19 protein-coding genes are annotated in these 20,233 nt (G+C 73.1%); 5 read left to right on the top strand and 14 right to left on the bottom strand.

Going from position 1 to position 20,233, the window contains the following annotated elements; genetic code table 11:
• Positions 1-7: 7 nt before the first annotated feature.
• On the bottom strand, positions 8-934 hold the full coding sequence (locus ACFU5G_RS10785; protein ID WP_377243560.1) for a carbohydrate ABC transporter permease: 927 nt from the start codon (positions 932-934) through the stop codon (positions 8-10).
• On the bottom strand, positions 931-3,669 hold the full coding sequence (locus ACFU5G_RS10780; protein ID WP_377243557.1) for a hypothetical protein: 2,739 nt from the start codon (positions 3,667-3,669) through the stop codon (positions 931-933). The genes ACFU5G_RS10785 and ACFU5G_RS10780 overlap by 4 nt, the downstream gene beginning before the upstream one ends.
• An 89-nt stretch (positions 3,670-3,758) precedes the next feature.
• Here ACFU5G_RS10780 and ACFU5G_RS10775 point away from each other — a divergent pair, with 89 nt between their 5' ends.
• The gene (locus tag ACFU5G_RS10775; protein WP_377243554.1) at positions 3,759-4,955 is read left to right on the top strand and encodes an ROK family protein; all 1,197 of its coding nucleotides are present in this window, start codon (positions 3,759-3,761) and stop codon (positions 4,953-4,955) included.
• On the opposite strand, the gene ACFU5G_RS10770 is transcribed toward ACFU5G_RS10775, so the two are convergent.
• Positions 4,940-5,323, bottom strand: coding sequence for a CBS domain-containing protein (locus ACFU5G_RS10770; protein ID WP_377243585.1), 384 nt, complete (start codon positions 5,321-5,323; stop codon positions 4,940-4,942). The genes ACFU5G_RS10775 and ACFU5G_RS10770 overlap by 16 nt on opposite strands.
• A 264-nt stretch (positions 5,324-5,587) precedes the next feature.
• Here ACFU5G_RS10770 and ACFU5G_RS10765 point away from each other — a divergent pair, with 264 nt between their 5' ends.
• Positions 5,588-6,550, top strand: coding sequence for a zinc-dependent alcohol dehydrogenase family protein (locus ACFU5G_RS10765; protein ID WP_377243551.1), 963 nt, complete (start codon positions 5,588-5,590; stop codon positions 6,548-6,550).
• Positions 6,551-6,552: 2 nt separating this feature from the next.
• Here ACFU5G_RS10765 and ACFU5G_RS10760 read toward each other — a convergent pair whose 3' ends face one another.
• Positions 6,553-7,140 (bottom strand): TetR/AcrR family transcriptional regulator, encoded by a 588-nt coding sequence (locus ACFU5G_RS10760; protein ID WP_377243548.1) that lies wholly within the window; start codon positions 7,138-7,140, stop codon positions 6,553-6,555.
• An 87-nt stretch (positions 7,141-7,227) separates the two neighbouring features.
• Between ACFU5G_RS10760 and ACFU5G_RS10755 the strand changes: the two genes are divergently transcribed.
• A complete protein-coding gene (locus ACFU5G_RS10755; RefSeq protein WP_377243545.1) occupies positions 7,228-7,662 on the top strand; it encodes a VOC family protein in 435 nt (144 codons plus the stop codon).
• 49 nt (positions 7,663-7,711) lie between these two features.
• Positions 7,712-8,401 (top strand): type II CAAX prenyl endopeptidase Rce1 family protein, encoded by a 690-nt coding sequence (locus ACFU5G_RS10750; protein WP_377243542.1) that lies wholly within the window; start codon positions 7,712-7,714, stop codon positions 8,399-8,401.
• Here the strand turns inward: ACFU5G_RS10750 and ACFU5G_RS10745 are convergent.
• Positions 8,398-9,303, bottom strand: coding sequence for an alpha/beta fold hydrolase (locus ACFU5G_RS10745; protein ID WP_377243539.1), 906 nt, complete (start codon positions 9,301-9,303; stop codon positions 8,398-8,400). The genes ACFU5G_RS10750 and ACFU5G_RS10745 overlap by 4 nt on opposite strands.
• 24 nt (positions 9,304-9,327) lie before the next feature.
• Positions 9,328-11,037, bottom strand: coding sequence for a DUF222 domain-containing protein (locus ACFU5G_RS10740; protein WP_377243582.1), 1,710 nt, complete (start codon positions 11,035-11,037; stop codon positions 9,328-9,330).
• Between the two features lie 323 nt (positions 11,038-11,360).
• On the opposite strand from ACFU5G_RS10740, the gene ACFU5G_RS10735 reads away from it, so the two are divergent.
• Positions 11,361-11,864: a hypothetical protein gene (locus ACFU5G_RS10735; protein ID WP_377243536.1), complete on the top strand. Its 504-nt coding sequence runs from the start codon at positions 11,361-11,363 to the stop codon at positions 11,862-11,864.
• Positions 11,865-11,957: 93 nt separating this feature from the next.
• On the opposite strand, the gene ACFU5G_RS10730 is transcribed toward ACFU5G_RS10735, so the two are convergent.
• From ACFU5G_RS10730 to ACFU5G_RS10695, 8 genes are all read right to left on the bottom strand, one after another.
• The gene (locus ACFU5G_RS10730) at positions 11,958-12,188 is read right to left on the bottom strand and encodes a helix-turn-helix domain-containing protein (protein ID WP_377243533.1); all 231 of its coding nucleotides are present in this window, start codon (positions 12,186-12,188) and stop codon (positions 11,958-11,960) included.
• Positions 12,188-12,604, bottom strand: coding sequence for a DUF2975 domain-containing protein (locus ACFU5G_RS10725; protein WP_377243530.1), 417 nt, complete (start codon positions 12,602-12,604; stop codon positions 12,188-12,190). The genes ACFU5G_RS10730 and ACFU5G_RS10725 overlap by 1 nt, the downstream gene beginning before the upstream one ends.
• A gap of 157 nt (positions 12,605-12,761) precedes the next feature.
• On the bottom strand, positions 12,762-13,580 hold the full coding sequence (locus ACFU5G_RS10720; protein WP_377243527.1) for an HpcH/HpaI aldolase/citrate lyase family protein: 819 nt from the start codon (positions 13,578-13,580) through the stop codon (positions 12,762-12,764).
• Positions 13,577-14,785 carry a CaiB/BaiF CoA transferase family protein gene (locus ACFU5G_RS10715; RefSeq protein WP_377243524.1) on the bottom strand — a complete coding sequence of 403 codons (1,209 nt, stop codon included), beginning with the start codon at positions 14,783-14,785 and terminating at the stop codon, positions 13,577-13,579. Before ACFU5G_RS10715 ends, ACFU5G_RS10720 begins: the two co-directional genes overlap by 4 nt.
• On the bottom strand, positions 14,782-16,752 hold the full coding sequence (locus ACFU5G_RS10710) for a formylglycine-generating enzyme family protein (RefSeq protein ID WP_377243521.1): 1,971 nt from the start codon (positions 16,750-16,752) through the stop codon (positions 14,782-14,784). The genes ACFU5G_RS10715 and ACFU5G_RS10710 overlap by 4 nt, the downstream gene beginning before the upstream one ends.
• Positions 16,749-17,669 (bottom strand): ribokinase, encoded by a 921-nt coding sequence (locus ACFU5G_RS10705; protein ID WP_377243518.1) that lies wholly within the window; start codon positions 17,667-17,669, stop codon positions 16,749-16,751. Before ACFU5G_RS10705 ends, ACFU5G_RS10710 begins: the two co-directional genes overlap by 4 nt.
• On the bottom strand, positions 17,666-19,042 hold the full coding sequence (locus ACFU5G_RS10700) for an ADP-ribosylglycohydrolase family protein (protein WP_377243515.1): 1,377 nt from the start codon (positions 19,040-19,042) through the stop codon (positions 17,666-17,668). The genes ACFU5G_RS10705 and ACFU5G_RS10700 overlap by 4 nt, the downstream gene beginning before the upstream one ends.
• Positions 19,039-20,208: an ADP-ribosylglycohydrolase family protein gene (locus tag ACFU5G_RS10695; protein WP_377243513.1), complete on the bottom strand. Its 1,170-nt coding sequence runs from the start codon at positions 20,206-20,208 to the stop codon at positions 19,039-19,041. The genes ACFU5G_RS10700 and ACFU5G_RS10695 overlap by 4 nt, the downstream gene beginning before the upstream one ends.
• Positions 20,209-20,233 lie beyond the last annotated feature (25 nt).

Genomic DNA, 20,233 nt, shown 5'->3' with positions numbered 1-20,233 from the left:
GCTCCCATCAGGAGAGGTCGGACTCGCCGGCGCGCAGCAGTCGCATCTGCGCGAAGGCGGCCCCGGCGAGGATGAGGAACAGGACCACGGACATGGCGGACGCGTAGCCGAAGTGCCCGCGGGCGAACGCCTGCTCGTAGATGTAGAGCTGGAGCACGCGGGAGGCGTTGCCGGGCCCGCCGGCGGTGGTCACGGCCACCGTGTCGAACACCTGGAAGGCCCCGGTGACGGTGATGACGAGCACGAGCACGAGCACCGGGCGCAGCAGCGGCAGGGTGATGCGCCAGAAGGTGCGCCACTCCCCCGCGCCGTCGACGGCGGCGGCCTCGTAGACGCTGGCCGGGATCATCTGCAGGCCGGCGAACACCAGGAGGGCCGTGTAGCCCAGGTGCCGCCAGGTGTTGACGCCCGCGATGGTGGCGACGGTCCACGCCTCGTCGCCGAAGAAGGCGACCTTGGGCAGCCCGATCGCGTCGATGACGGCGTTGACGATGCCGATGTTGTAGTCGAGCATCCAGAACCACAGCAGGGCCACGACGACGTTGGCGATGAGGTACGGCAGCAGCAGGCTGCCGCGGATCAGCACCGACTTGGTGAGGCGGTGCATGAGCACCGCCAGCCCGACGGCGAGGACGGTCTGGAACCCGATGTTCAGCACGACGTACAGGAACGTGACGCGGACGGCGTTCCAGAAGACGTCGTCCTGGGCCATGTCGATGTAGTTCTGCAGGCCCACGAAGACCGGGCTGCCCAGCACGTTGTACTCGGTGAACGACAGGTAGGCGCCGCGCAGCGTCGGGTAGAGGTAGAAGACCAGGAATCCGAGGGCCGCGGGGGCGATCATCCCGAGGGCGGGCAGGAGCTGGTTGCGGGGCCGTCGGGCGACGGCGGCGGTGGCGGTGGCGGTGGCGGCACGCGTGGCGGTGGCGGTCATCGGCCGGCCTCGATCTGGTAGACCCGCACGTCCTCGCCCGGCACGACGGCGCGGAGCTTGCCGGCGACGCGGCTCTCCTGGCCGGTCCACAGCTCGGTGACGTCGTACCGGCCGCCGCCCAGGCCCAGGTCGCGCAGCGGCAGGTCGGCGGTGCGCGGCGTCGCGCCGTAGTTGAACGCGGCGACGTAGGTGGTCCCGCCGTCGTGCAGCACGAACGTGTCGGCGGCGGTGAAGGCGTCGGGTCCGGCCTGCACCGGGGCGAACGACCGCCCGAGCTCGGCGAGGTGGTTGATGCCGGGGTTCTGCAGCAGGTCGCGTGCCCGCTGCTTGATGACGGGGTGTCCCGTCGCGGTGAGGTCCTCGCTGACCTGGTAGATCCCCGTGATCGCGGCCGAGGTGACGCGCGCCCGGTTCTGCCCCTCGGGCCAGATGCTCGGGTACGGGTCGTCCAGCAGGTAGGCGTTCGCGTTGCCGTCGTACTCGTAGTTGCCGAACTGGACGTGGTCGCCGTCGTTGAAGGCGTAGACCTCGTCGAGCCACCAGCCGTAGGTCAGGGAGTTGAGCAGGTACTCGGTGCTCTTCTGGTAGCGGTCGGGCTGCGTGGGGTGCCAGTTGTTCAGGGCGCCGTGCACGTCGCACGAGATGCGCCGGGCGTGGGCGAACTCGGAGGCGAACAGGGGCGAGATGGCCAGGTCGATGAACATGTCATCGCCGACGACGTCGACCACCTGCGCCATGCCCTGGCGGAAGGCCTGCTGGCCGGTGTGCACGTCGGCGTCGTACCAGTCGTCGGCCTCGACGTAGCCGTGGGTCAGGAAGTCGAGCTTCACGTAGCGGACGCCGAGCTCGCGGAACTTGCCGAGCGCGATCTTGGCGCGGTTCTGCACGCCGGGGTTGGTCGGGTCGAGTGCCCAGGCGCCGTCGATGTTGACGGGGACGCCGTTCACCTTGAGCGCCATCTCGCGGTAGGTCTGGTTCTCGCAGGTGTCGCAGAGCTTGGTGCCGCCGATCCTCTCGTCGAGGCCCTCGCGCCAGAAGTTGGCGAACGGCTGGAAGTACAGCGCCGGCTCCTGCCCGCGCGCCTTGACGTCGGCGACGTACCGCTCGAGCTCGGCCCAGGAGGTGTCCGGGTCCTCGAAGGCGTACTCGGGGGCGAGCATCTTGTCCCAGTAGGAGTCGACGCCCACGTACGCGCCCTTCGTGGACCGGGTGTTCCGGAACCCGGGGGTCTCCTCGGCGAGGAACTGCGAGACCTCGTCCATGACGTCGGCGTCGCCGCCGCGGGCGCCCAGCCCGCCCCAGCTGTTGAAGCCGAAGGGCGTGCCCTCGTCCCAGGTGCGGGACCTCGCGGCCTGCGCGGCGGCCTTGCCGAAGGTCTCCATGCCCTCGCGCCAGTCCGGGTACAGGCCCACGAACATGCGCGGGGAGCGCACCGTGGTGCCGCTGACCTCGGCATGCGGCTTGAGCTCGCGGTTGAACTGGTACTTGTTCATCCCGTCGCCGTAGTCGTAGCTCCAGTCGGTCAGGCCGGCGGCGGCCTGCAGCCGGTCGAGCCCGCCGCGGTTGTTGCCGTCGGCCACGACGCCCGACTTCCAGGTATCGCGGTCCAGGGAGCCGACGACGAGGCCGCGGCGCGAGGTGTCGTCGATGAACGCGGTGACCTCGAAGCTGCGCCGGGCGGGCGTGACGTCCTTGATCGCCGGGGTCTCGTAGCGGACCCAGTGGTCGTTGTCGAAGGGCACGAGCACCATGCGGTTGTCGCCCTTGCGCCCCAGGTCCACCGAGCCGCGGCGGTCGGTCATGACCGGCACCATCATCGAGGTGGCGACCGGGCCGTCGGTGCCCGTCACGTCGAGCCGCACCGAGAACGAGCGGTCGCCGTCGAACGCGAACTCCTGGCGCAGCGTGGGCAGCCCGGGCTTCGCGCAGGTGACGGTCGTGCGGCCGGTGAGCCGGCAGGCGCCGTCGTACTGCTTGGTGGTGACGAACTCGTCGCCCAGGCGCGCGCCGCTGTAGAAGCCGGTCACGGCCTCGCGGCCGCCCCAGCGGGCGTCGGCGGTGCCGCCGGCCAGCGAGTAGTCGATGACGACGTCGCCGCCGCGGAGCACCGTGCGCTTGCCGCCGGGGCGCGCCGGGGTCGGGTCCACGGGGACGGGATCGGCCGCGTCCGGGTCGGTGAGCGCCCAGTCCTTGGCGGTCGCGCCGGCGACGTCGACCCGGTCCAGGTCGGGGCCGAGCGCGCCGGCGGGGGCGCTGAGCGTCAGGCTGTTCTCGCCCGCGTGCAGCCGCAGGTCCACGGTGGTGGTGCCGACACGGTCCCAGCCGCCGGTCGAGGCGACCGGCACGGTGACGGCCGCGCCGCCGTCGGGCGTGATCGTGAGGGCGCGCGAGTCGTCACCGCTCAGGTAGTGCAGCGTCACCTCGTAGGTGCCGCCCTCGGGCGCGATCACGCCGGGGACCGTGACCGTGGCGGACGGATCGATGCTGCCGACCTTGCCCTCGCCCGAGCAGGCGGAGCAGCCGCTGCGGCTCGCGCCGTCGAGGACCACCTGGGTGGCCTCGGCCTCGATCGAGGCCGAGCCGGGGGCTGGGCCGGTGCCGGGGGCGGCGGCCGTGGCGGCGTCGGCGGCCGCGGGTACCACCCCCGCCGCGGCCACTACGGCGAGCGCCAGGCCGGTCGCGAGCCACGAACGGGTGGCGCGCCGCTTCTGGTCGGGTTCGGGCTGGACTGACATGGAGGCTCCTCCGGCGTCGTTGCTGGGTGCGGACACTCAAGCGTCTTTTTTTGTTGCTGTCAATTAAGTGGCGCCGATAGAGTCGTGACATGTCCGCGAGAACTGCCGCACCCGCGCTCAGCCCGGCGGGGACGCGTGTCTTCCAGCAGCTGGTCCGGAGCGGGGACGCGTCGCGCACCGCCCTGGCCCGCGACACCGGCCTGACGCCGGGCGCGATCACGCGCGCGGTGCGCCCGCTGCTGGAGGCGGGGCTCCTGCTGGAGACGGGCGACCGGGCGTCCACCGACGGCGCCCTGGGACGGCCCGCGACGATGGTGACCGTGCAGGCGGGGGCGCACCAGGTGATCGGTGTGAAGATCACCGCCGACCAGCTCTTCGGCGTCGTCTGCGACCTGCGGTGCCGGGTGCTGGACGAGGTCACCGTGCCGGTGGCCGACCACGCGCCGGACGCGATCGTCGGGCAGATCGTGGACCTGGTCGACGGCCTGCGGGCGGGCCGGCCCGAGGTGGGCAGCGTGGGCCTGGCCGTGTCGGGCGACGTCGACGCCGCCTCGGGGCACGTGGCCTACTCACCGTTCCTGGCCTGGCACGACGTGCCGCTCGGCGCGGAGGTCGCCCGGCGCACAGGGCTCGCGACGACCGTCGAGAACGACGTGCGCGCCCTCCTGACCGGCGAGCGCTGGTACGGCGTGGGCCGCGGCATCTCGTCGCTGGCGCTCGTCACGGTCGGCACCGGCATCGGCTGCGCGCTGCTGGTCAACGGGCAGGTCGTGCACGGCAGCTTCGGCGTGGCCGGCGAGGTGGGGCACGTGCTCGTGGACCCCGAGGGGCCGCTGTGCCACTGCGGCAACCGGGGCTGCGTCGAGGCCATCGCGGGGTCGGCCGGCATCCTGGAGCGCATGGCCCAGGCCGGCTTCGAGGGGCTCGGCATCGGCGACGTCGCCGACCTGGCGCGCTCCGGGCAGCCCGACGCCGTGCGGGTGCTCGCCGAGGCCGGCCGGGCCGTGGGCACGGGTATCGCGACGATCGCCAACCTGCTCGGGGCGCAGCACATCGTCATCACGGGCGAGGCGATCGGGAGCAGCCCGGGGGCCGGCTCCGGCTCCGGCGGCGAGCAGGACTACGACGTCATGGACCCGCACGTCCGGAGCGCGTTCGAGCAGCGGGCGTTCGGGTCAGCCGCGCGGTCCGAGATCGAGCTGCGACCGCTGCGATTCGTCGACTGGGCCCGCGGTGCGGCGGCGTGCGCCGTCGAGGACTTCGTGACGCACTACGGCAGGTCCTGAGACCTGGTCGCGGCCGGCGTGTGGTTGGCCTCCCCGTCGAGGTCGCCGATCGAGACGATCCCGACGGCGACCTCGCCGTCCACCACGGGGATCCGCAGGACGTCGGCGGCCCGCATCACGCCCGCGGCTGCCTCCACGGGCACGTCGGGCCCTATCGTCACGAGGTCCTCGCTGGCCACCTCGCCGACCATCGCCTCGAGGCCGAGCCCCTCGGCCAGCCCCCGGACCACGAGGTCCCGGTCGGTGACGATGCCGATCACCGTGGACCCGGCGCGGACCACGAGCGCGCTCACGTCCTGGAGTGCCATCGCCCGGGCCGCAGCCTGGAATGTCTCGGACATACCGATTGTCGTCGGCGCCGGTGTCATGACATCGGCGACTGTCTGGACCATGTCGCTCTTCCTTCCTCAGGGCCGGCATCGCGCCGACAACTCCTAAGTTGCCTCGCGGTCCTGCCACTCGCATCCGATCCGCGCGCGGACCGGGTGAACGTTTTCGCGGGCCGCGTCCGAGCAGGTCAGGACGCCGCATCTGAGGCAATCGCCCGGGCGGATCTCTCACTTTCCCGAAGCGGACGCAGGCGTCCGTTAGCGTCCCCGGCGAAGCACCGGAACAACGCACGGAGACGAATGATGCGCGCAGTGACGATCCAGGAGTTCGGCGACCCGAGCGGGATGGTGGTGTCGGACCTCCCCGTGCCGGTCCCGGAACCCGGGCAGGTGGTCATCGAGACCGAGGCGATCGGCGTGGGTGGGGTCGACGCCGTCATCCGGCGCGGCACGCTCGACGGCTGGGGCTTCACCACCGGGCTGGTGCCCGGCAGCGAGGTGGCCGGCACCGTGACGGCGGTCGGCGCGGGCGTCGACGGGTCCTGGGTGGGCTGCCGGGTCTGGGCGTTCACCGGCACGGGCGGCGGTTACGTCGAGCACGCGGTCGCCCGGGTGGACGACGTCGTCGCGCTCCCCGACGACCTCTCGGCGACCGACGCCGTCACGCTCGGCAGCTCGGGGCCGGTGGCGCACTTCGCACTCGCCCACGCCCACCTCGCGCCCGGCGAGTCCGTGCTGGTGCGCGGCGCGGCGGGCAGCATCGGCATCGCGGCGGTGGAGCTCGCGGTGCGGGGCGGGGCGAGCGCGGTGGCGGTGACGACGTCGTCCGCGGAACGGGGCGATCGCCTCCGCGGGCTGGGCGCGACCCACGTGCTCGACCGGTCCGGAGCCGGCGACCCGGAGGCGCCGGCGGCCTACGACGTGATCGTCGACATCGTGGGCGGGGCCGGCACCCCGGAGTTCATCGACCGGCTCGCGCCGAACGGGCGGATGATCGTGGTCGGGGCGATCGCCGGGATGCCGCCGGCGGACTTTGGTGGGCGGCTCCTCGGTGCGTTCCAGCAGTCGCGCACTTTCGGGACGCTGAGCCTCGACTCGGTGCCCGCTCCCGCCCTGGCCGCCGTCCGGGCCGAGCAGTTCGCGGCCGCGGCGCGCGGTGAGCTGCACGCGGTGGTGCACGACGTGCTGCCACTGGACCAGGCGGCGGAGGCGCACCGGCAGATGGACGCGGGGACGGTGTTCGGGCGGATCGTGCTGGTGCCGTGAGGTCAGGGCTGCTGGGCCTTGATGCCCAGCAGCAGGCCGTCGAGCGCCCGCTCCGTCTGCGCGAGCGCCTGCGGGCCTGGTGACCTGGCCAGCCACAGGGCCGCCTCGTTCATGGCGCCGGAGAGCAGGCGGGTCAGGGGTTCGACGGGCTGGTCCTCGATGACCCCGGCCTCGACGAGGCCGGTCAGCGCCTCGGCGAGGTGGCGGGCGGACGAGTCCTCGTCCATGGCGCGCCACTCGTCCCAGCCCAGCACGGCCGGGGCGTCCAGCAGGACGATCCTGCGGACCGTCGGGTCGTGGCCGGCGGCGAGGAAGGCGTGGCAGCCGGCGCGGAGCTGGTCCCACGGGTCGGAGTGCTCCTCGGCGGCCGCGGCGACCCGCTCCCCCAGCTCGTGCTGCACCTCCGCGACGACGGCGCGGAAGAGCCCGGCCTTGCTCTCGAAGTGGTGGTAGGCGGCCCCCTTGGTCACGCCCACCGCCTGTGCGACGTCGGCGAGGACGACGTCGTGGTAGCCGTCGGAGGCGAACCGCCTGCGGCCTTCTGTCAGAAGCGCCTGCCTGGTGGCTGCCCGCTGTTCCGCTCTGGTCATCCGCTGCCCCTCTCGTTCGCATACCCTGAGCATGTTATTTTCACATACCCAGGGTATGCCAACCCGGAGAGCCGAAGGAGACACGACATGACCACGCTCGGAAGTTTCTATCCGGTGATCGCGACGCGCGACGTCGCCGCCGCGCGCGACTTCTGGACCCGGCACCTCGGGTTCGAGGTCACCTTCGAGGCCGACTGGTACGTGAGCCTCCACCGGCCGGACGCCCCGCACTACGAGCTCGCCCTGCTGGACCACACCCACCCGACCCTCCCGGAGGGACATCGCGCCCCGATCCAGGGCGGGCTCCTGCTCAACTTCGAGGTCGACGACGTCGACGCGGAGTACCGGCGGCTCGTCGGCGAGGCGGGGCTGCCGGAGCTGCTCGGCCTGCGCACGGAGGTGTTCGGGCAACGGCACTTCATCGTGGGCGGGCCGGACGGGGTGCTGATCGACGTGATCACCGTGGTGCCGGCCGATGCGGAGTACGCGGGGCAGTATGCCGAGGGGCATGTGCCGGGGTAGCCGCGCGCCGCCTTGACCGTGCCCCCGGGGCACGGTCTGAACTGGTGCGATGGACACCAGAATCAGGACCGACCAGCCCGGCTGGCTCGAGATCGTGGTGGGCATCGCCGCGATGGCCGTGGTCGGCTTCGCGCTCCCGGCCCTGCTCAGCGACCAGATCGACCTGACGGGGGCGGGCGGGGGCGCGTTCCTGGCCTGCCTGTCCGGCATCGCGGGGATGGCCGGGTTCGGGGTCGCGGTCCTGGTGCGACGCCGACCCGTGGAGTCGTTCGGCGTCCGCGCGACCACCGCCCGCTGGCTGTGGCTGGGCGTCGCGGGCGGTGTGGTCGCGCTGCTCGCCAAGGGTGTGCTGGTGCCGCTGTTCGTGTGGCTGACCGACGCCCCGACGGACACCCAGGCCGGCTACGCCGCCGGAGCGAGCGGCGGGATCTGGTTCCTGGTGGTGACCGCGGTCGGGCTCGTGGTGCTCACCCCGATCGGCGAGGAGCTGCTCTTCCGCGGCGTGGTGACCACCGGCCTGCTCCGGTACGGGCCGGTGATCGCGACGGTCGGCAGCGCCGTGATCTTCGCGTTGCTGCACGGCATCAACGTGGTGCTCCCGGCCGCGCTCGTCGTCGGGATCATCACCGCGGAGCTCCGCCGGCGCAGCGACTCGGTGTGGCCGGGCGTGGTGGTGCACGCGTTCAACAACTCGATCACGGTGATCGCGTACGCGGTGGCGCCGGAGATCGCCGGCTAGGGCTGCGCGGGTGCTCGCGCGGCCAGGTCACGCACCTGCCGCACGACGTCGGGCCACACCTCCGGCGGCAGCGTGTGCCCGGCCCCCGCGTAGGTGTGCAGGACCGCACCCGGCACCTGCCGGGCGATGTCCCTGCTGGCGGCGGCCTTGATGAGCGGATCGCTCCCACCCGCGAGCACCAGGGTGGGGACCTGAACCGTGGACAGCGGCGGCAGCCGGAACGTCCGGGCGGTCGCGGTCTGCCGCTGCGCGGAACGCGGGTCACGCGGACTGCGATCGTGGCTGATCGTCGCGGCCGCACGTGCCCACTGCTCCGGAAACGGATGGCTCGGCGACGAGAGCGCGCGGTAGAGGGCGACCAGGAACTCGACCGGCCCCTCCCGGGACGCCGTGCGGCCCAGCCCGGCCAGCCGTACGAACGTACCCAGGCGCAGGTAGGTCAGCGTACGGACCGGGCCTGCGGTGACGGGCAGCCCCATGGCGCTGACCAGGGAACGCACCCGTGACGGACGCGCGAGCGCCAGCGCCTGCGCGAGGCCCGCGCCCATGGAACAGCCGAGGACGTGCGCCGAGGGCCACCCGACCGCGCCGAGGACGGCCTCGATGTCGTCGAGCATGTCATCACCCGTGTAGACCGGTACGGTCCCGCCGAGCAGGGCCCGGAACGGATGCTGCCGGGTAGGCGACTCGAAGTGTGAGGACAGGCCGGTGTCACGGTTGTCGAACCGCACCACGGCAAACCCTGCCTCGACGAGCTGGTGGCAGAAGGCGTCCGCCCACCAGACCATCTGGAAGTCCAGACCCATGATGAGCAGCAGTGGCTCACCGGAGGTGAGGTCGCCGAACGACTCGTAGGCGAGCAACACCTCACCGTTGCGGGCGTAGCGCGTGGTCGCGGCCATCCCCCAGGGTACCGACGACGTGCGTCACACGGGGTGCGTCCAGGTGAGGTCGGGCCGGCGTGGACGTGTCGATGCTCGACCGAGGGGACGACGGCCCGTGCGTGGTTGGCGGGGTGGTGGGCTGGGGCGGTAGGGGATCGCACCGTGGGCAGGGGTGGTCTGGCAGCCGATCGAGTAGCAGCTGCGTGGGGTGCGGCCTGGTGCCGGGCCGGTCACGCCGACCGCCGGGGTCCAGGGTGGGGTGGTCGCACGGTCAGCGGTCGAGGTCTGGGCGGGTCCGGGCTCGCCGGTCGTGGAGACGTCCCTGGGCTCGTCGGCCGCTGAACCGTCTCTGGGTGCACTGGAGTGCTGGCGGGGGTACGTGCCGCTGACCGCTGTCAGGTCTCGTCGTGGTCCGGCGTCATGGTCTCGTGGTGTGGCGCCGGTGCTGTTCGGTGTCGCGTCCTGGGTCCGGGTTGGTGTCGCGGCCCGGGCTCTGACTGGCGTCGGGGGTGTGGGTGCGACCGAGACGTACGTGTGCCCGGTTGGCGTGATGGTCTCGACCGCGTGAAGTCCGTTGAATTGAGTGGTCTTCTGCGACCAGCCCGGTGCCTGCTTGGCGTGATTGCACCTCGCGCACAAGCCCTGACCGTTGTCGAGACTGGTCGGGCCGCCCTCGGCGTACGGAGTGACGTGGTCCGTGTGCCGGACGGGCGCGTCGCACCAGATTGTGGCGCAGATGCCCTGCCCGCGTGCGCGCAGCAGGCTCGACAGGCCCGGTGGGTGGAACCGGGACGTGGACGTCGTGGCCAGCAGCCGACCGTGCGGGTTCACGTAGATACTGCGCAACCAGGCCGCGTCGGTGTCGATCGCGTGCGCAGCGAGGTTGCGGGCCACCGGTGCCGGGACGACACCCGCACCCGCCGGTGCGCCCTCGGCCACCACACCGGGCTGGTTGCCGCCGGCGAGGAGGGTGTCGTCGGAGACCAGGAGGTTGATCGTGACCGGCACATCGTTCGCCCGGCCGGGCTCGCGGGCGGTGACGCGTTCGATCAGGGTGTCGGCCATGATCTGACCCACCGCACGCTCATCACCTGTGGCCTTGGTGGTCTCGGCGTGGGCCTTGAGCTGGGCGTAGGCCTGGACTCCCTGCGCCATGGGCACGAGCGCGGTCAGGTAGACCATCAGGTCCGGGGCTGGACGGATCGAGACCCGCCGCTCCGTGACGGCCTTCGCGTTGCGCTTCACGCACGCGTGCACGTCCAGCTGTGCGGCCAGTTCCTTGATCCGGGCGATCAGGCGACTGGTGCCCATCTTCGCGAGTTCGGCCAGGCGCGTGGGTCCGCAGATCTCCTCGTCGATCAGGGCACGGTGCTCCAACGAGAGGTGCGAGGTTTCCCGGACCAGGAGGGTGGCCCGCCACTGCGACAGCACCCCGGACTGCAGGGCGGCGAAGGTGTGGGGCATCTGCGTCACCCACACCCGGGACGTCGACACGAACCCAGCCCCCGCATGAGGGCTCACCCGCAACGCAGCACCGACCTGGTTCGACACACCCCGTCCACGCCGCTCGGCACGAATGCTCTGCCGCGCTTCCACAGCGCGGGTCGCTTCGTCCAACGCGACCGTGAGGCGGGCCTGGGTCGCGGTGATCGCGTTCTTGACGGCTTCGAGCTCACCGAGCAGGTCCACCCACTCGGCTTGCACCGCCCCGGGCACAGCGGCAGGAGTGTCAGTGGCACCGGGCAAGATCATGCCCGCCAGCACCTGGCGCACCGCACGCACATCCGCGACATCGACCACCCCGCTCCCAGGCAGCACCAACCCGGCAGGCTCTCTGCCCGCCGTCATCAGCACCTCACTCGTTCGCGTCATGCCATCAACATATGGCACACACGTTCGCACCGCTCGCCGAACCGGCCCGATCTGCCCACAGCAGAACCGCACGCGTCCAGTACACCAGCCACGCCGAAGATCCCGGCACCATCGATCGACCACACCCCATGGAGGACAGACACTTGGGCTTCAGCGGCTTTCTCGTCGTCGCACGCAGCGACGGCCCACTGGAACAGGTCCCGATGCTCGCTTCCGTCGTGGGCCCGCATGCGCCCGAGGCGGCGGTGGACGCCGCATGGCTGACGACCACGGGCTGGCAGGCAGTGGAGGTCACGACCGGCCGGTGGTTCCCGGACCAGCCAGAGCCTCTCTCCGAGCTGGTGCGCTGGACCGGTTCGCCGGTCAGCGTCGCACGCGTGGTGGACAGCGACTGCGCGATCGTCACCGGGCTCGCACCGGGTGGTAGGCCGTGGCGCACCGCCCTGCACATCGACTCGGTCGCCGACTACGCGGAGTACGAGCCCGAGGCGCTGTTGCTCCCCGAGGGGATGGACCCCGAGGAATACGGGGCCCGACACCGGGCACACGTCCCGCACGCGGCAAGAGACCTCGTGGCGTGGGCCGTCGCCGCCGGATTTCCCGCAGCGGACCCGACGGTGATCGAGGAGCTGCTCCTGACGGAGTCGGTGTTCGTCGAGGAGACCTGGCACGACGTCCTGGCCGAGCTCGGCTTCCCGACGCCGTAGGCCCCCGGACCGCTAGGCGCCTGAGCCCAAGCCGCCCGCAGCAGAACACGTCACCCCCGCGGCCGGTCAGACCAACGCCCGACGCGCACGACCTCACCCTCCAGGCGCCGCCTCGTCACCCTCCGGGACATAGCGGATCAGGTCGCCCGGCTGGCAATCGAGCACGGCACACAGCGCATCCAGCGTGGTGAACCGAACAGCCTTGGCCCGCCCGTTCTTCAGGACCGCGAGGTTCGCCGGGGTGATACCGATCCGCTCCGCAAGCTCCCCCACCGACATCTTGCGACGCGCGAGCATAACGTCGATGTCCACGACGATCGGCATCAGACGACCTCGTCGAGCTCGGCCTGGAGCACCGCCGCCTCGCCCTTCCAACCGACGGCCTTGGCGAGCAGACCGCGCAGGACGACCACCAGGAGCCCGACCCCACCGGCCAGCACCGCGCAGCCAAGGAGGGCGAGCGCGATCCCCGGCTGCATCCCGGTGTCCAGCGTGCTTCCCGTCAGCCAGGCGAAGAGACCGATCGCGAGCAGGCACGCGGCGAAGGCCGCCCAGATGATGACGTCGACCCACCGGAAGGCCGCGGGCGAGAACACCGCGTCGCGACGGACCAGCGTCAGGAGCCGCCAGACGCAGAGCAGGACCACCTGGGCCGGAACCAGCCCGATGATCGAGACCACCAGGGCCGGCGAACGCAGGTGGGCAGCCTCCGGGTACTGGTACGCGAGTCTCGCGGACACTTCCGGGAGGACGGCGAACTGAGCTACCCCGATTCCGAGGAGCAGTAGCACGATCACCAGGCGCAGCAGCCTTGTTGCCAGCGGATTCATGGGCCTCCTATCGAATAACGATAGAAATCTATCGCTTCGCGGAGCCCCTGCCAAGCGCAGCCTGGGCCTAGGCCGACCCCAGCTCCACCACCCACCGCGCCCGCTCCACCATCGCCACGTCGAGAAACGTCCCGTCCGCCAGCGCCACTGCCCCCACCCCGTCGACAGCGGCCGCACCGACCCGCTCCAGCACCTCCCGGGCCGCAGCGACCTCGGCGGCCGAGGGCAGGAACGCAGCCCGGATCACATCGAGCTGCCCGGGATGGATCGCCGTCCGCCCCGAGAAACCCAGCCGGCGCCCCACCCGGCACGACGCCGCCAGCCCGTCCAGGTCCCGCACGTTCGTGTAGGCCGACATCACCGGCGCCACCAGACCCGCCGCCCGCGCCGCGACCACGATGCGGCTCCGGGCCCAGAGCAGCCCGTCCTCGTCGTCGACCCGCAGGTCGGAGCGCAGGTCCGCCTCCCCCAGGCCGATCGACGCGACCTGCGGCGACGCCGTCGCGAGCTCGAAGGCCCGCTCGACGCCGAGCGCCGACTCGACCAGCAGGTGCAGCGCCCGGCCCGGCAGGGCCTCCGCGAGCTCCTGCACCTCAGCGACCGACTCCACCTTGGGCACCCGGACGCCCACCGAAGAGGGCAGCGAACCAACGAGCCCGACATCCTCGGCATGCCACGGCGTGCTCCGATGGTTGATCCGCACCTGCACCGGGCGCGAGACACCAGCAGCAAGAGCAAGCCCCGCGTTCTCCCGCGCCTCCCCCTTGCGCGACGGCGCGACGGCGTCCTCCAGGTCGACCAGCACCGCGTCCGCGGCCGAGGCCAGCGCCTTGGCCACCCGGTCGGGACGGTCGGCCGGCACGTACAGCAGGGTCAGCGGCGTCATACCGCCCCCGCCTCCCGCAGCTCCGCCACGCGCGCCGCCGAGAACCCCAGCTCCCCCAGCACCTCGTCGGTGTCCGCGCCGTGCGGCCGGCCCGTGAACCCGATGACGCCGTCGTTCTCCGAGAGCCGGAACAGCGGGCCCTGCATCAGCATCGGACCGAGCTCGGGGTCCTCGATCTCGTGGATCGTCCCGAGCGCCTGGAACTGCGGGTCGGCCACGATGTCCCGCGCGTCGTACACGGGGGCCACCGCCGCCTGGGCCTCCTCGAACGCTGCTACTACTTCCTCTCGCGTCCGAAGCGAGATCCAGCCGCCGACCGCCTCGTCGAGCTCGTCCGCGTGCCGCGCCCGGTCCACGCCCCGCGCGAACCACGGCTCGTCCACGAGCTCCGGCCGCCCCACCAGGCGCATCACGCGCTCGGCGATCGACTGGGCCGACGTCGACACGGCCACCCAGTGCCCGTCGCTGGTGCGGTAGGTGTTGCGCGGCGCGTTGTTGCTCGACCGGTTGCCGGTCCGCGCCTGCACGGTACCGAGCTGGTCCCAGCGCGTGATCTGCGGCCCGAGCATCGCCAGGATCGGCTCCACGATCGCGGTGTCCACCACCTGTCCGCGCCCGGTCCGCTCGCGCGCCGAGAGCGCCGTCATGATCGCGAACGCCGTGGCGAGCGACGCGACGCCGTCCGCGAGGCCGAACGGGGGCAGCGTGGGTGGGCCGTCGGCCTCGCCGGTCATCGCCGCGAACCCGCTCATCGCCTCGGCGAGCGTGCCGAACCCCGGCCGCGTGCGGTACGGGCCCGTCTGCCCGAACCCGGAGACCCGTGCCAGCACGAGCCCTGGGTTGCGCGCCGACAGCTCCTCGTAGCCCAGCCCCCAGCGCTCCAGCGTGCCGGGCCGGAAGTTCTCGATGACGACGTCGGACCGCTCGGCCAGCGCCAGGAACACCTCCCGCCCGCCGTCCGAACCCAGGTTCGCGGTGACGGTGCGCTTGTTGCGGCCCAGCGTCTTCCACCAGAGGTTGACGCCGTCCTTGGCCGCCCCGTGCGTGCGCGACGGGTCGGGCTTCGTGGGGTGCTCGACCTTGACGACGGAAGCGCCCAGGTCGCCCAGGTGCATCGCCGCCATCGGCCCGGCGAACAGCGTGGACGCGTCGACGACGCGTAGTCCGGCCAGGGCGCCGACGGCGGGGTCGCGCGACACGCTCATGCCGACACCTCCCACGCACAACGGAACCCCACGGTGGCGGCCCGCGCGAGCCCGAGACCCGGGAGCAGGAGCTTCACCGAGTAGTCCGGCGCGTGCCGCCCGCCCTCCACGTACCAGTCCGAGTCCGGGGCCCGGTAGTCGCTGCCGCCCTTGAGCATGACGAACCGGGTGCGGCCGTCGCTGTGCTCGCTCTCGGTCCAGCTCCAGACGGCGGCCCCCGGTCGCGCGACGCCGAAAAGATCAGGCGCGGCCTCCCCCGCGAGCTGCCACTCGTCCTCCGTGGGCAGCCGCCCGCCGCGCCACGCGCAGTAGGCGCGGGCGTCGTCGAGGTCCACGAAGGTGACCGGCTCGTCCTCGGTGCCCGCGGCCGGGCGGCCCTCGGACCAGTGCGCCAGGAACCGGTGCCCCTGCGCCGGCGCGTAGCCGGTCGCGTCCAGGAACGCCGCGAACTGCGCGTTCGTCACCTCGGAGTCCCCGACCGCGACCGGCGTCGCCAGGATGCCGTCCCGCTGCAGCGTGCGCGCGTCGTGCAGGCGCGGCGGCAGCGGCTTCCACTCGTCCACGTACGGCGCGCCCTGGTACATCCCGGTCTCGCGGGCGCGGTAGCGCACCGTGAGCACGTAGTCGCCCGCGGGGACGACGACGGCGTCCGCCTCGGGGGTGCCCGACGGCGGGGCCGACGCCGCTGGCGCCACCCGTCGCGCGATCCGGTGCGGGAACCTGGCGTCGGCGTCGTGCGGCAGGTCCCGCAGCGCGTCGCGGAGACCCGGCAGCCAGGCGGGCTCCTCGGCGTCGGGCTCGACGTCGAGGAGCGCGGCGATCCCGCGGGCCGGCACGACGGCTTCCGTCCCGTCGTCCAGCACCTCCCCCGCGTAGTCGGCCTCGCCCCGGTTCACCAGCGTCCACAGCGTCACGCCGTCCAGCGACCAGCTCGACGCGTACACCCCGGCCGCCTCGGCCTCCGGGGCCAGGGGCGCCAGCGGCGTCCACTCGCCGTCGACCAGCAGGTCGCCGGCGGCCCGCTGGACCGTCACCATGCGGCGCACGGTCGCGGCGTCGCGCCGCGACCAGCCGACCCAGACACCGAACACGACCTCCCACACCATGACGCCGACGCCGTTCAGCCACGCGGACTGCAGCTCCTCGGAGTGGTCGCGGTGCCAGCGCCGCACGTGGTGCTGCATGTGCCGGCGCTCGTACCAGTGCGCGCGCAGCACACCCGGCACCGGGGAGTCGGCGAAGAACTGCGCCCACGACGAGGAGTGGTCCTCGATGCGCTCGACCGGCAGCTTGGACTCGCCCTCCAGCACGATCCCGGGCCGGGCGGCCTCCAGGCGCGCGACCAGCTCCGGCTCGGCCTTCTTCAGGGTGTCCAGGAAGACGCCGTCCGCCCCGAGCTCGCGCACCACGGCGGCGAGCTCGGTCAGGTCGTCCTCGCCGCGGCGGGTGCCGACGTCCCACGGGTTGTAGTCGACGAACACGTGCAGGCCGGCGTCGTGGAACGTCGCCACGAGCGCGGCCAGCCCCGGCACGTCCCGGTAGAAGTCCCACTGGTTGCGGTCGTCCAGTCCGATGACGGGGTAGGCATGCCACAGCACGACGGCGTCGAGCCCGCCGAACCGCTCCTCGGCGTCGGCGAGGAACACCTCCGGGGTGAAGCGGCCCTCCTCGAACGAGTAGAGCAGCTCGTCCCACAGCCAGACCTGCGCCACGGTGCTGCACCGCGCGGCCCACGCAGCCTCGGGCCGCGCGTAGGCGGCGCCGGCGTAGGCGTGCCGCTCCCGGGCGTCCGCGCGCCAGGCGCGCAGCGTCTCGCGCCAGGCCGGGCGGTCGGCCGGATCCGCGGGCCCGGAGAAGATCTTGGCCTGGTCCAGCGCCTCGCTCGCCTCCGGGGTCAGGGGGCCGACGGCGACCTCCGTCGGCCGGTCGATCGGCCGCGGGACCAGCGGGTCGAAGGTGTAGCTCATGATGCCTTTCCGAGTGTTTCTGCCAGCGCGACGACGTCGGCGGCGTCCGGCACGGCGTCCTGCGCGCCCGGGCGCGTGACGGCGAGGGCCCCGGCGGCGCCGGCGAGCCGGGCGGCCCGCGCCAGGCCCGCCAGGCCGGAGCCGGCCAGCGCCGCCGCCAGGACGCCGCAGTACGTGTCACCTGCGCCGGTTGTGTCAACTGCCGCGACCTCGGCGGCCGGGACGCGGATCGCTTCGTCGCCGCGACGAGCCACGAGGCTGCCCTGGGCGCCCAGGGTGATGACCACCGCGGGGACACGCTCCAGCAGGGCGGCTGCGAGCGCCTCGGGCGACGCGGCGCCGACCCCGGCCAGGTCCGCGGCCTCGTGCTCGTTGACCACGAGCACGTCGACCTGCTCCCAGAGCGCCCCGGGCAGGTCGCGCGACGGCGCCGCGTTGAGCACGAACAGCGCGCCGTCCCGGCGTTCCCGGGCCGCGGCGATCACGGTGTCGAGCGGGATCTCGAGCTGCGCCAGCACGACGTCGGCCGCGGCGATCCGCCGAGCCTGCGCCGCGCCGACCCGCACGTGCGAGTTGGCGCCGGGCGCCACGACGATCGCGTTCTCGCCGTCGGGCGACACGGTGATCAGCGCCGTCCCGGTCGGGGCGTCGACGCGGTCGAGGGTGTCGGTGCGCACGCCCGCCCCGCCGAGCGAGGCGAGGAGCAGCTCGGCCGACTCGTCCCGGCCCAGCGCCCCGACGAACGTGGTGTCCGCTCCCCCGGCGCGCGCCGCGGCGACCGCCTGGTTGGCGCCCTTTCCGCCCGGCGTGCGGCGCAGGTCGCCGCCCAGGATGGTCTCGCCGCCGGCGGGGTGCCTCGGCACGTCGACCACCAGGTCGACGTTGGCCGAGCCGACCACGACCACGGTCCCGCTCATGCGGCACCCCCGGCCGGCTCGGCCAGCGCGACGGTCCGCCGCGCCAGGTCCGCGATGCGCTGCTCGCCGCCCGGCAGGGACGTCGCGATGCGCCCGTCCAGGGGCACGGTCCAGCGCTCGCCCATCCCTTCGGGATCGAGCGCCCCGACGACGCCGCCCACGGTCGCCCCCGCGGAGTCCGTGTCCCAGCCCGCCGTGACGGCGATCGAGACGCTGGGCCCGAACTCGCCCCGGCCCGCGGTCAGCGCGAACGCGATCACGGCGGCGTTGTTGAGGGTGTGCACCCAGTGCAGGTGCCCGTACTCGGCGTGGATGCGGTCCAGGCCGGCCCGGATCTGCGCCTCGCTGCCGTCGTTGTCGCGGCCGAGGGAACGGCCCAGGGCCACGGCGGCGGCGAGACCGCTCCCGGGCGGGACGACGGCGTCCGCGGCGTCGAGCGTCTCTTCGACGTCGGCCGCGACTACCGCCGCGGAGGCCAGACCCGCGGCCCAAATGGCCCCGAAGATCCCGTCGCCCGTGTGGCTGAGCCTTGCGTCGGCCCAGGCCAGCCGGGCCGCGCCCCGCACGTCGCCGGGCGAGACCCAGCCGAGCAGGTCGGTGCGGATCAGGGCACCGATCCACTCGCGGAACGGATTGTGGTGCGTGGCCGTCTCGGGCACGGGCCGCCCGTCCAGGATGTTCCGGTAGGCCGCGCGCTCGGCGGTGAAGGTGCGCCCGGCGGGCAGGTTGTCCAACCAGAGCTGCGCGACGTCGTCCGTGGTGAACCCGCGCCCGTGCTTCTCCAGCAGAGCGAGGGCCAGGATCGGGTAGTTGAGGTCGTCGTCCTCGGGCATGCCCGAGATGTTTTCCTCCAGCGACGTCGGAGCCGACCGGCGGTTCCACGGCCAGCGGGCCGCGACGTCGTCGGGCAGGCCGACGGCGGTGAACCAGTTGTCCAGCGGCCAGCGGCCCGTGGACCGGAGGATCTCCTCGATGCCGGCGCGCGGGATCTTCTCGACCGGCTTGCCGAGCAGGCAGCCGGCGGCGCGGCCGGTCCAGGCGCCGTGGACCCGGGTGGCGTAGGCGGCGTCTCCGCCGGGCTCGGCCGGACGGTGCGGCAAGGACGGGGCAGGTGAGAGCAGAGCCTCGACCTCGTCCCAGGAGTCCGGACCCGACGCCGCCGGCCTTGCATCCAGCTCGTCCAGCAGGTCGCGCGCCAGAGCGCGCAGGGCCGGCGGCGCCGGGACGGGACCCGCCCCGCTCACCGCAGGCGTCGGGTCGCCGCCCGCCGCGACCCAGCGGTCGCGGACGTCGGCGACGTCCTTGCCCTCGGCCGCCGACTGCACGAGCTCGTGCGCCAGCAGGTCCTCGGGCTGGGCCCAGGTCAGCCTCACGCCGGCTCACCCGCCCCGACGGCGTCCAGCTCCGTGAGCCGGGCCAGCGCCCGCTCGCGGTCTGCCCGCAGGATGTCGCCCGCCGCGTCCGCCATGAGGCGGCCCGTCTCGCGGACGTCCATCTTGCTGGCGGTCTCGATCTCGTCGAGCCAGTCGGTGGGCACCACGCCGCTGCCGCCGAGGCCCGCGGCGACGGCGCCCGCCATGACGGCGATCGAGTCGGCGTCGCGCCCGTAGTTCACGGCGGCCAGCACGGAGCCGCGGAAGTCGCCGCGGTGCCCGAGCAGCAGCCCGAGGGCGACCGGCAGCTCCTCGATCGACTTGGTCCGCGAGGGGCGGCGGGCGTCCATCGACATCTGCCGGTACTCCGGGCCGACCGAGTCGTACGGGGCGACGACCTCCCGCACGAGGCGGGCGAGCTTGCGCTCCTCGTCGTCGCTCGCGGGCGCCTCCGGCCAGCCTTCGAGGGCGTCCACGACGGCGCGGAGCGCGTCCGCCGTCCCGTCGTGGGCAACGTCCAGCGCGGCGGCCACGACGTCGTCCAGCGTGGCGCCCGGGGCGACCGAGGCCGCGACCATCGCCGCGAAGACCCCGGCCGCCTCGCGGCCGTAGCTGGACTGGTGCGCACCCGTGAGGTCGATCGCCTCGGCGTAGGCGGCGCGGGGGTCGCCCGCGTTCACCAGCCCCACGGGCGCGGCGTACATCGCTGCGCCGCAGTTGACGACGTTGCCGACGCCCGCCTCGCGCGGGTCCACGTGCCCGTAGTGCAGCCGGGCCACGAGCCACTTCTCGGCGAGGAACACCCGCTGGAGCAGCAGCGCCGTCGACTCGAGCTCGGGGATCCACCGGGGCTCCCCGATCATCAGCGGCACCAGGTCCTCCGCCATGGCGTACGCGTCCAGGTGCGCGCGCCGCTTGGCGTAGACCTCCACGAGCGCCCTGGTCATGAGGGTGTCGTCCGTGATGTGCCCGTCCCCCTTGTGGTACGGGGCGATGGGGCGGGCGTCGCGCCAGTTGGGGTACCAGGGCCCGACGATGCCGCGCACGCGGCCCCCGTGCCGCTCCTCGATCTGCTCCGGCGTCCACCCCTCGGTCGCCCCACCGAGGGCGTCCCCCACTGCGGCACCGGTGATCACGGCCACCGACCGGTCCTCTAACCAGCTCACGGTATCTCCCTCGTCGTTCCTACGT

Source organism: Promicromonospora sp. NPDC057488 (assembly GCF_042802395.1).
Taxonomy (GTDB): Bacteria; Actinomycetota; Actinomycetes; order Actinomycetales; family Cellulomonadaceae; genus Promicromonospora.
Note: the sequence above shows the minus strand (reverse complement) of the source record. Positions and strands in the feature narration are given on the sequence as shown.

What these genes read in the sequence shown, in the direction of transcription:
- ACFU5G_RS10785 (WP_377243560.1), bottom strand. Translation starts at nt 934, where the DNA reads ATGACCGCCACCGCCACGCGTGCCGCCACCGCCACCGCCACCGCCGCC.
- ACFU5G_RS10780 (WP_377243557.1), bottom strand. Translation starts at nt 3,669, where the DNA reads ATGTCAGTCCAGCCCGAACCCGACCAGAAGCGGCGCGCCACCCGTTCG.
- ACFU5G_RS10775 (WP_377243554.1), top strand. Translation starts at nt 3,759, where the DNA reads ATGTCCGCGAGAACTGCCGCACCCGCGCTCAGCCCGGCGGGGACGCGT.
- ACFU5G_RS10770 (WP_377243585.1), bottom strand. Translation starts at nt 5,323, where the DNA reads ATGACACCGGCGCCGACGACAATCGGTATGTCCGAGACATTCCAGGCT.
- ACFU5G_RS10765 (WP_377243551.1), top strand. Translation starts at nt 5,588, where the DNA reads ATGCGCGCAGTGACGATCCAGGAGTTCGGCGACCCGAGCGGGATGGTG.
- ACFU5G_RS10760 (WP_377243548.1), bottom strand. Translation starts at nt 7,140, where the DNA reads ATGACCAGAGCGGAACAGCGGGCAGCCACCAGGCAGGCGCTTCTGACA.
- ACFU5G_RS10755 (WP_377243545.1), top strand. Translation starts at nt 7,228, where the DNA reads ATGACCACGCTCGGAAGTTTCTATCCGGTGATCGCGACGCGCGACGTC.
- ACFU5G_RS10750 (WP_377243542.1), top strand. Translation starts at nt 7,712, where the DNA reads ATGGACACCAGAATCAGGACCGACCAGCCCGGCTGGCTCGAGATCGTG.
- ACFU5G_RS10745 (WP_377243539.1), bottom strand. Translation starts at nt 9,303, where the DNA reads ATGGCCGCGACCACGCGCTACGCCCGCAACGGTGAGGTGTTGCTCGCC.
- ACFU5G_RS10740 (WP_377243582.1), bottom strand. Translation starts at nt 11,037, where the DNA reads ATGATCTTGCCCGGTGCCACTGACACTCCTGCCGCTGTGCCCGGGGCG.
- ACFU5G_RS10735 (WP_377243536.1), top strand. Translation starts at nt 11,361, where the DNA reads ATGCTCGCTTCCGTCGTGGGCCCGCATGCGCCCGAGGCGGCGGTGGAC.
- ACFU5G_RS10730 (WP_377243533.1), bottom strand. Translation starts at nt 12,188, where the DNA reads ATGCCGATCGTCGTGGACATCGACGTTATGCTCGCGCGTCGCAAGATG.
- ACFU5G_RS10720 (WP_377243527.1), bottom strand. Translation starts at nt 13,580, where the DNA reads ATGACGCCGCTGACCCTGCTGTACGTGCCGGCCGACCGTCCCGACCGG.
- ACFU5G_RS10715 (WP_377243524.1), bottom strand. Translation starts at nt 14,785, where the DNA reads ATGAGCGTGTCGCGCGACCCCGCCGTCGGCGCCCTGGCCGGACTACGC.
- ACFU5G_RS10710 (WP_377243521.1), bottom strand. Translation starts at nt 16,752, where the DNA reads ATGAGCTACACCTTCGACCCGCTGGTCCCGCGGCCGATCGACCGGCCG.
- ACFU5G_RS10705 (WP_377243518.1), bottom strand. Translation starts at nt 17,669, where the DNA reads ATGAGCGGGACCGTGGTCGTGGTCGGCTCGGCCAACGTCGACCTGGTG.